This is a genomic window from Acidiphilium sp. AL (assembly GCF_025499445.1).
In the GTDB taxonomy this organism is placed as follows: domain Bacteria; phylum Pseudomonadota; class Alphaproteobacteria; order Acetobacterales; family Acetobacteraceae; genus Acidiphilium; species Acidiphilium iwatense.
This window is the reverse complement of sequence record NZ_JAIMBZ010000035.1, coordinates 23,291-32,580: the sequence shown is the minus strand read 5'-3', so window position 1 is coordinate 32,580 and position 9,290 is coordinate 23,291. Positions and strand designations below refer to the sequence as shown.

Sequence of the window (9,290 nt, the reverse complement as noted above, 5' to 3'; positions counted from 1 at the left end):
CACCTGATCGAGAACTTCTTTGCCAAACTCAAGCAATTCCGCGCCATTGCAACGCGCTACGACAAAACCGCCAGAAACTTCCTCGCAGGCGTCCACCTCACCGCCACCGCTATCTGGCTTAATTGACACCACACCCTAGGGTGACTGGATCATTCCCGGAAGATAATTTCGGCGCCGCGAGGCTTAAGGGAGCCCCTGAATGACCTCTGGCGCTGACACCCGGCAGCATGTCATAGTCCAACCTACTAAACCGGAGGTTGCGAATGGTCAGCGCGGCATGGATCAGGGAAGCCCGAAAATTTCTGGCGATCGTCTTGATTCTGTGGATACCTCAATTGGGATTTCCGTGGTGGGACCAAATGATTTTGCTCATGGGACAGTATCTCGTTCTCCCGTAGCCGTCTTCACCGTCGCCGAGGTCGCACGGCATTTTCGGGTGTCGCCGACCTCGATCTACACTCTTTGCGGGAATGGCAAATTGCCTCATATTCGGGTTGGAGGGCAGATCAGGGTGCGCCCTTCCGACCTTCAACAATATGAGGCACAGCAATGCCCAGACCAAAACAAGAAACCCCATCCTACCGGCTCGCCAAGCGCGGCGAGTGGTTCTATGTCCGGTGGTGGGAGGATGGAGCCTGGCGCCGGCTTTCGTGCGGCACAACGAATCATGCGCAAGCGCAACGCTTCCTCGCGGATTTCATAGCCGGATTCGACACGCCGCCATCCCCGGACAAGCCCACCGTCAAGGATGTGCTCGACGCCTATGAAGCCGACAAGATGGCAGGGAAGTCCGACAAGTCCCGCTGCCATCTCAATCCGCTCCGGCACCGCCTTGGCCCGCTGAACGTCGAGACGCTTTCCGTCGAGGTGGGACGCCGCTACCTCAAGGAACGCCAGCAGGAGCGCAAGCCGCCGATCAGCGGGCCGACCGTCAGGCGCGAACTCGGCGCGCTGCAAGCGGCGCTCAATTGGGCGCAAAAGCGCGGCTGGATCGCGAATGTCCCGCATGTTGAGCTGCCTCCAAGCAATCCTCCGCGCGACCGCTGGCTGACGCCGGCCGAAGCGGAGCGGTTGATGGCTTGCGCGGTCCATGACCATGTGCGGATGTTCATCGCCCTTGGCCTGTTCACGGCCGGCCGTGCCAGCGCGCTTCTCGAATTGACCTGGGATCGGGTCGATTTCGAGCGCCGAATGATCGATTTAGGCGAAGGCAACGGCAACAAGCGCCGGGCCAAGGTTCCGATCGCCGATCCGCTGCTTTCCCTCCTGGTTGAGGCGCGCAAGCAGGCCGTGAGCGATTACGTGGTCGAATACCGGGGCAGCCGCGTCCTCTCGGTCAAACGGGGCTTTCGGGCCAGCGCCGATCGCGCCGGCCTCAAGGGCGTCTCGCCCCACACGCTGCGCCACACCGCGGCCTCCTGGATGGTGCAGCGCGGCATTTCCTACAACCAGATCGCCGGCTTCCTGGGCAATTCGGTCGCGATGATCGAAGCGGTCTACGGCCATCATAGCCCGGACTATCTGCGCGACGCGGCCAATGCGCTGACCTCGGCCATCGGTTTCCGGGGCCACGTGGCCCCGGAAACCGACCGGACAACTCAAAAAACGCTCTCTAAACCATTGAAATCGTGGTGGGTGCGACAGGGATTGAACCTGTGACCCCCGCCGTGTGAAGGCGATGCTCTCCCGCTGAGCTACGCACCCACGATCCGAAGGCGTGATCTAGCTTTCCCTGCCGCATGGCGCAAGAGGCTGGGTCAGGCCGCCCTTTGGAAACGGGCATCAAGGGCGGGGGGTTCGGTGTTGCCGCGAAACGCCCTATATCGGCATCCGGTGACCAGGAGCGGAAATCGATGTCGCGCATCGACGAAACCAGGAAATTCGTGCCGGTATCGATCGCGGTGCTGACCGTATCGGACACGCGGAATGCGGAAAACGATACCTCTGGCGACGCACTTGCGGCACGGATCGAGGCGGCGGGGCATATCCTGGCGGCGCGGGCGATCGTACGCGACGATGCCGATGCGATCGAGGCGCGGCTGCGGGACTGGATCGAGAATCATGCGATCGACGTTGTGATTGCCACCGGCGGCACCGGCATCACCGGGCGGGACGTGACGCCAGAGGCGTTCTCGCGGGTGCTGGAGAAGGAAATCGAGGGATTCGGCGAATTATTCCGTATGCTGAGCTACCGGAAAATCGGCTCCTCGACGATCCAGTCCCGCGCGATCGGCGGCGTGGCCGGCGGAACCTATCTCTTCGCGCTTCCCGGCTCACCCGGAGCGGTGAAGGATGGCTGGGACGATATTCTGCTGTTCCAGCTCGATTCGCGGCATCGCCCCTGCAATCTCGTGGAGCTGATGCCGCGGCTCAAGGAGCATCTTTCTAACTAACGCCAGACCCAGTGACCGGGGATGTACGCACCGGCCCAGTTATAGTGCGGCGGAATCCAGACACGGGCGCGCGGCGCGTAATAGGCCGGCGGACCGTAATAGGCATAGGCCGGCGGCGGCGCGGGAATCGCCAGCGGCACGGTGATGCCGATCCCGAAACGCGGTCCCCACCAGGGATGCGGTCGCCACCAGGCATAGGCCGGGTGCGGGACCATCAGCGCGCCGGCCACGGCGGCAGCCGAGACGGCGGCCAGAATCGGGCGGGTAAGGCGGGATCGCCAACGTTTGATCATCGCGATCTCCTGTTCTGCGATGAGACTTCGACCAGCTACCCATAAAGCATCATTGTTACGCGCATATGTCGGGGCATGACGAATTCCGTCAATGGATTTCGGGTTCGAGGATGGCCCCGTCGCGCTGCAGAAAGTCGAAATCGCAGCCGGTGTTGGCCTGACCGATATGAGCAGCCGCCATGGCGCCATAGCCGCGCGGATAACGCGGCGGCGGCGGCGTCCAGGCGGCGCGGCGGAGCAAAAGTTCGTCGTCCGTCAGTTGCACGGCGATGCGGCGCGCGGCGACATCGACGGCGATGACATCGCCGGTGCGGATCAGCGCGAGCGGGCCGCCGATAAAGGCTTCCGGCGCGACATGCAGAATGCAGGCGCCGTAGCTGGTGCCGCTCATCCGCGCATCCGAGATGCGCACCATATCGCGCACCCCTTGGCGCAGCAGCTTCACCGGAATCGGCAGCATGCCCCATTCGGGCATTCCAGGCCCGCCGAGCGGCCCGGCATTGCGTAGCACCAGAACATGATCCGGCGTGACGTCGAGATCGGGATCGGCGACGGCACGCGCCATCGCGTCGTAATCGTCAAAAACCAGCACCGGACCTTCGTGCTTGAGCAAACGCGGCTCCGCGGCGGACGGTTTCATCACGCAGCCGTCGGGTGCGAGATTACCGCGCAGCACCGCCAGCCCCTCGGCGAAAGAGACCGGATTTTGTTCCGGGCGGATCACCTCCTCGTTCCAGACTTTCGCCTCTGCGATGTTATCGCCAAGCGTTCTGCCGTTGACGGTCCGGGTCGAAAGATCGAGCCGGTGCGCGATGCGGGTCAGGAAGGCGGGCAATCCGCCGGCATAGAAGAAATCCTCCATCAGATAGGCGCCGGAAGGGCGGATATCGGCGAGCACCTTCACGCCCGATGAGAGTTCGTCGAACCGATCGAGCCAGAGCGGGATTCCCGCCCGGCGCGCCATCGCGATCAGATGGATGATCGCGTTGGTCGAACCGGCGAGCGCGGCACTCGCGATGATCGCGTTGTCGAAACTTGCGGCGGTAAGGATATCGGAAGGCCGCAAACCCTCCCAGACCAGATCGACCGCACGCCGCCCGGTCGCCGTCGCCATGCGGGCATGGCCGGAATCGGGTGCGGGGATTGACGTCGCGCCCGGCAGCGTCAGGCCCAGCACCTCGGCCAGCGAGGTCATGGTCATCGCGGTGCCCAGGGTCATGCACACGCCGTCGGACCGCGCGATGCCGGATTCCATGTCCGCCCATTGTGCGTCGGAGATGTTGCCGGCGCGTTTCTCGTCCCAGTATTTCCAGACATCTGAGCCGGAGCCAAGGATTTTGCCGCCCCAGTTGCCACGCAGCATCGGGCCGGCCGGCATGAAAATCGCCGGCAGCCCGGCGCTGATCGCCCCCATGATAGTCGCCGGCGTGGTCTTGTCGCAACCGCCCATCAGCACCGCGCCGTCCACCGGCAGCGAGCGAAGGTTTTCCTCGACCTCCATGGCGAGCAGGTTGCGATAGAGCATGGTGGTCGGCTTCACGAAATTTTCCGGCAGCGCCATCACCGGGATTTCGACAGGAAACCCGCCGGCCTCCAGCACGCCGCGCCTGATCGCCTCCACCCGCGCCGGAAAATGGCCATGGCAATGGGCAAGCCCGTTCCAGGTATTGACGATCGCGATCACCGGGCGCCCCGCGACATCCGCGAGGTCGAAACCGAGCTGCCTGATCCGCGAGCGGTGGCCGAAACTGCGCAGATCGGCCGCACCGAACCAGCGGTGGCTGCGCAGCGCGGCGGGATCGCGTTTGGCGCTCATTGAAGATGCACCGTCTGGCCGGTTTTCGCCGATTCGGTCGCGGCGTCGGCGAGAATCTGCGCCGCGAGCCCATCCTCGCCATCCGGTTCCGGCATCGTGCCGCCCTTGATCGCGGCGACGAAGGCGTCGAGTTCGGCCCGATATGCGTCCGCGTAGCGTTCCAGGAAAAACGGCAAAGCGGGATCGGTGATATACCCGGACGCGCCCGCTTCGGTCACGGTGGTCTGGGTGCGGTTGCCGGCGGCGAGCATCCCTCCACTGCCATGAACCTCGATCCGCTGATCGTAGCCATAGGTCGCGCGCCGTGAATTGGTGATCGAGACCAGCTTGCCAGACCCTGTCCTCAGCGTGACGACGGCGGTATCGACATCGCCCGCCGCGCCGATCGCCGGATCGACCAGGGCGCTACCGGCGGCATGAACCGCGATCAGCTCCTCGCCGAGCAGGAAGCGCGCCATGTCGAGATCATGGATCATCATGTCGCGGAACAGCCCCCCAGAACGCTCGATATACGAAACCGGCGGCGGCGCTGGGTCTTTCGATAGGATCGACACCAGTTCTATGCTGCCGATGCGGCCGGCGTCCAGGCGGCGCTTGAGGTCGCGGAAACTTGGGTCGAATCGGCGGTTGAAGCCAATCATGAGGGGAATGCCGGTGCTGCGAACCACGGCGAGGCAGGCGCGGATGCGAGCGGCATCGAGATCGACTGGCTTTTCGCAGAACACCGGCTTGCCGGCGCGCGCGGCGGTTTCGATCAGCGCGGCATGGACATCGGTGGGCGCGCAGATCATGACTGCGTCGGTCGCGGGATCGCCGATCGCGGCCTCGGCGGGAGTCACGGCCGCGCCGGTTTCGGCGGCGAGCGACCGGGCCGCGTCCTCGATCGCGTCGCTGACGGTGGCGAGGCGGCAATCCGGGTGCGCCGCGATCGAGGCGGCATGGACGCGGCCGATCCGGCCGGCGCCGATCAAGGCGATATTGAGCTGGGTCATGGACATTCTCCAAACCTTTCTGAATGGAATAACAATTCCAGAACATAAAGTCTATGGATTGTTCGTTTTATTTTTCCGGGGATCGTGGTGGTGATCGTCGCGCCGGAGCCGAAATTCGATGTCGTCACGCTCGGCCGGATCTGCGTCGATCTCTATGCCCAGCAAAGCGGCGTGCGTCTCGATCAGGCGAGCAGTTTCGCCCGCGCGGTGGGTGGCTGTGCGGGCAATATCGCGATCGGCTGCGCACGGTTGGGGCTGCGCGCGGCCATCGTCACCGCGACCGGAGCCGACTCTTTCGGTGCCTATGTCAAAGCGACCCTGGAAGCGGAAAATGTCGCGACGCGCGGACTGCGCCAGGATGCGGCACGGTGCACCGCGCTCGCCTTCGCCAGCGCGGCGCCCGGAGGCGCGCCCGATCTGGTGTTTTTCCGCGAGAACGCCGCTGACGCGGTAACCGAGCCGGCCGAGATCGACACCGCGCTGATCGTCTCGGCCCGCGCCCTGGTGGTCAGCGGCGCCCATGCGGCCTCGGGCATCGGCGCGGATGCGGTGGACGTGGCGATCACCGCCGCGCGCGATGCGGCGCGATCGGTGGTGCTCGATATCGACCACCGGCCGTCGTTCGGCACCCCCGGCGGCGCGGCGGCGGTCGCATCCCGTCTGACCGCGCTGATCGAAGCGGCGGATGTCGTCGTCGGTACCGAGGAAGAGTGGCGGATCGCCGGCAACGCCGGGAGCACGATCGACGCGCTACTGTCGCTGCGCGCACGGTCGGGCGCCGTGTTCGTGGTCAAGCGCGGATCGCGGGGTTCGGTGGTGCTTCGCGCGGCGATTCCCGCACGGTTGGATGCGGGCGGCGTGGTACCCGGATTTTCCGTGGCGCTGTGCAACCCGCTCGGCGCGGGGGATGCGTTTATGGCCGGGTTCATCGCGCGCTATCTAGAGGGCGCCGCACCGGAGGATTGCGCGCGGCACGGTAATGCGTGCGGGGCGATCGTCGCGGCGCGGCTGCTCTGCTCTGCGGCAAGCCCCACGACCCAAGAGCTTGCGGCGTTCCTTGCGGGTGCGCCGGCGAGCGCCAATCCTCCGCGCGCGACCGCCGCGCGCAATGCGCCGGCGACGATTCTCGCGCTCGCGCTCGATCATCGCGCGCAATTCGCGGCACTTGCCACGCACCATGGGCGGGACGCACGGGCGATCGCCACGTTCAAATCGGCGGGATGCGCCGCGATGCGCGATCTTGCCGCGACCGATACGCGGCCGGAATGCGGGTTCGGCGTTCTGCTTGATCGGGATTATGGTGCGGCGGCGCTCGACTCGCTCACCGCCCGGCCCGCGCCGCTCTGGATCGGCGTGCCAGTCGAACGGCCGGGCAGCCGGCCGCTCGCCTTCGAGGCCGGGCGCGATCTCGGTTCCGCCCTGATCGCGTGGCCCGAGACGCATGTGGTGAAGTGCCTGGCACTCTACCACCCGGACGACCCGCCCGAACTGCGCGCCGCCCAGGATGTGGCGCTGGTGCAAACCGGCGAGGCGGCTCGGCGGCTCGGCCGCGCGTTGCTGATCGAACTGGTCGCGTCGCCCTTCGGGCCGGTCGGTGAAGCGACCCTCGCTGACACGCTTGCGCATCTCTATGCGCTCGGCTTGCACCCCGATTGGTGGAAACTGGAGATGCAGAGCGCGGCTTCCTGGCGGCGAATCGAGGCGGTGATCCGGCACAACGACCCGGATTGCCGCGGCGTTCTGGTGCTCGGGCGGGACGCGGGGGATGACGACCTCGCGAACGGCATCGCGACGGCGGCGGCGGCACCGATCGTCGCCGGCTTCGCGATCGGTCGGGCGATCTGGCAGGAGGCGGCGGAGCGATTCTGCTCCGGCGCGATCGACGAAGCGGCGGCACGGGATATGATGATCGAGCGGTTCCGTGCGATGGTTTCGCTATGGTGGCGGAACCGGGGAGGATTGGTATCGTGACCCTGCTGATCCGAGCGAATCCGTCGCCAGACCCGGAAGGCCGCGTGCTGGCGACCAGGGATGCGTTGCGACACTGCGCAATGGAGGTGTTCCAGTTAGCGCCCGGCGCCGAACTCGCGCGGATCGACGACGTGCGCGAAACCTGCCTCGTCCTGTTATCCGGCCAGGGCCGTCTCGAAGCCGAGGGCCTGACCCGGACCGCGATCGGCGGACGGAAAAATCCCTTCACGGCGGCAGGCCACGCCGCCTACATTCCCGCGCGCAACCGCTTCCGGTTCCGCGCCGAGACGGACTGCGAGTTAGCACTTTGCCTCGCGGCGGATGAACGGGGCAAAATCCCGCCCCGGATCATCGGGCCGCGATCATGGCAGGTGTCCACGCGCGGCGCGGGCAGCACCGCAAGGCTGATCCGCGACATCCTGCCCGAGACCGAACCGGCGGCATCGTTGCTGGTCGTCGAGGTGATAACACCCGGCGGCCACTGGTCGTCCTTCCCGCCGCACAAGCATGATACCGATGATTGGCCGCACGAAACCGCGCTGGAGGAGGTCTATTACCATCGTTTCGCGCGTCCGTCCGGTTTCGGCGTCCAGCGCGTCTATACAAAGGACCGATCGCTCGATGCCGCCCTCCCGCTCGACGATGGCTGCGCGGTGCTGGTGCCGCGCGGCTATCATCCGGTTTCCGCCGCACCGGGATGCGATCTCTATTATCTCAACGTCATGGCCGGTCCGCGCCGGTTATGGCGGGTGCGCGTCGATACCGATCACGCAGCCGCAACCGAAAATTTTTAGATATTTTCAGGCGTGTGCAGGGTGAAGGGAATTTCGCCCGTCGGCACCTCGCCTTCGGCGAGACCGAGACGGCGGAGCAGGATATCGGTTGCGCGGCGGGCCTGGAGTTCGGGCGCCTGATCGATCGTCGCGAGCATCGCGCCGGAGGCAAGGAGCGATGCGGTTTCTCCGGTGAGTTCGTGACCGAGGAAGATCAGGCGATCGCGCCATCCGGCATCGGCGATAGCGGCGGCGACCGCTCGATTGGCTCCCCCGGTATTGTAGAGCGCGCCCCAATCGTCCCGCGCCGCGAGCGCGGTTCTGATCGCGGCATAGGCGCGATCGGGATCGTCCATCGCCTCCAGCACCTCGGCGATGCGCGCGTCCGGCGCATGGCGGGCGAGTCCCTCGGCGAATCCGTCAACCCGTTCGACATGGGCGCGGAAGGCGAGGCTGGTGGTGATGACCAGGGCAGCGCCGGGCTCGCGCGCGAGCTGCACCCGTGCGGCGAGGAACGCTGCCGTGCGCCCTGCCTTGCCATGGTCGATCCCGACATAGGCGGCGCGTGCGGTTCCGGGCAGATCGGTGGTGAGACAGATGACGGGCACGCCGCGCAGGGCGAGGCGATCGACCGCCTCGCGCACCGAATGATGATCGACGACATAGACCGCGACGGCATCGGCGGAACTTTCCGCCATCCGCCGCGCGGCGGGCGTGGGCTGGGGATCGAGCGCGCTGCGCTGCAGCGTGACCGAGCGGTCAAGCGTGCCGGCGATCGCCACGAAGGCGGCGTTGAGCCGTCCGATATAGGGAGTTGCCGAACGGGTCAGCAGAATGTCGATCCTGATTTGCCGGTGCCAGGGCGCGGGCAGGATGCGGCGGAGGCCGAGTGCGCGCGCGGCCTTCAGCACGCGCTGCGCGGTCGCCGGCGAAACGCCGCCGCGCTCATTGAGCACCCGGTCCACGGTCGCGAGGCCGCACCCGGCGCGGCGCGCGACATCCTCCAGTTTCGCGCGGCTACGCACGATCCCGGAGCGCCGAACTGGCTTCGG

10 protein-coding genes and 1 tRNA gene are annotated in these 9,290 nt (G+C 66.1%); 6 read left to right on the top strand and 5 right to left on the bottom strand.

Going from position 1 to position 9,290, the window contains the following annotated elements:
• The 3 genes from AiwAL_RS15715 to AiwAL_RS15705 form a co-directional block, all read left to right on the top strand.
• On the top strand, positions 1 to 126 hold a 126-nt coding region (locus AiwAL_RS15715; protein ID WP_262312567.1), incomplete at its 5' end, for a transposase.
• Positions 127 to 199: 73 nt separating this feature from the next.
• Positions 200 to 703 (top strand): helix-turn-helix domain-containing protein, encoded by a 504-nt coding sequence (locus AiwAL_RS15710; RefSeq protein ID WP_262313038.1) that lies wholly within the window; start codon positions 200 to 202, stop codon positions 701 to 703.
• Between the two features lie 47 nt (positions 704 to 750).
• Positions 751 to 1,659 (top strand): site-specific integrase, encoded by a 909-nt coding sequence (locus AiwAL_RS15705; RefSeq protein ID WP_262313037.1) that lies wholly within the window; start codon positions 751 to 753, stop codon positions 1,657 to 1,659.
• Here the strand turns inward: AiwAL_RS15705 and AiwAL_RS15700 are convergent.
• A tRNA-Val gene (locus AiwAL_RS15700) sits at positions 1,630 to 1,704 on the bottom strand. The genes AiwAL_RS15705 and AiwAL_RS15700 overlap by 30 nt on opposite strands.
• A 149-nt stretch (positions 1,705 to 1,853) precedes the next feature.
• On the opposite strand from AiwAL_RS15700, the gene moaB reads away from it, so the two are divergent.
• Complete coding sequence (gene moaB, locus AiwAL_RS15695; protein WP_235705416.1) at positions 1,854 to 2,393, top strand: molybdenum cofactor biosynthesis protein B; 540 nt, start codon at positions 1,854 to 1,856, stop codon at positions 2,391 to 2,393.
• Here moaB and AiwAL_RS15690 read toward each other — a convergent pair.
• The 3 genes from AiwAL_RS15690 to iolG all read right to left on the bottom strand — a co-directional run bounded on the left by AiwAL_RS15690 (position 2,390) and on the right by iolG (position 5,494).
• Entirely contained in the window at positions 2,390 to 2,686 is a 297-nt protein-coding gene (locus tag AiwAL_RS15690; protein ID WP_235705415.1) for a hypothetical protein, read from the bottom strand. The genes moaB and AiwAL_RS15690 overlap by 4 nt on opposite strands.
• Before the next feature lie 88 nt (positions 2,687 to 2,774).
• On the bottom strand, positions 2,775 to 4,502 hold the full coding sequence (gene araD / locus AiwAL_RS15685) for an L-arabinonate dehydratase (protein WP_235705414.1): 1,728 nt from the start codon (positions 4,500 to 4,502) through the stop codon (positions 2,775 to 2,777).
• The gene (gene iolG / locus AiwAL_RS15680; RefSeq protein ID WP_235705413.1) at positions 4,499 to 5,494 is read right to left on the bottom strand and encodes an inositol 2-dehydrogenase; all 996 of its coding nucleotides are present in this window, start codon (positions 5,492 to 5,494) and stop codon (positions 4,499 to 4,501) included. The genes araD and iolG overlap by 4 nt, the downstream gene beginning before the upstream one ends.
• Before the next feature lie 90 nt (positions 5,495 to 5,584).
• Between iolG and AiwAL_RS15675 the strand changes: the two genes are divergently transcribed.
• Together AiwAL_RS15675 and iolB are read left to right on the top strand one after the other, a co-directional pair.
• On the top strand, positions 5,585 to 7,465 hold the full coding sequence (locus AiwAL_RS15675; protein ID WP_262313036.1) for a PfkB family carbohydrate kinase: 1,881 nt from the start codon (positions 5,585 to 5,587) through the stop codon (positions 7,463 to 7,465).
• Entirely contained in the window at positions 7,462 to 8,259 is a 798-nt protein-coding gene (gene iolB, locus AiwAL_RS15670) for a 5-deoxy-glucuronate isomerase (RefSeq protein ID WP_235705411.1), read from the top strand. Before AiwAL_RS15675 ends, iolB begins: the two co-directional genes overlap by 4 nt.
• On the opposite strand, the gene AiwAL_RS15665 is transcribed toward iolB, so the two are convergent.
• A complete protein-coding gene (locus AiwAL_RS15665; protein WP_235705410.1) occupies positions 8,256 to 9,263 on the bottom strand; it encodes a LacI family DNA-binding transcriptional regulator in 1,008 nt (335 codons plus the stop codon). The genes iolB and AiwAL_RS15665 overlap by 4 nt on opposite strands.
• Between the last annotated feature and the right edge of the window lie 27 nt (positions 9,264 to 9,290).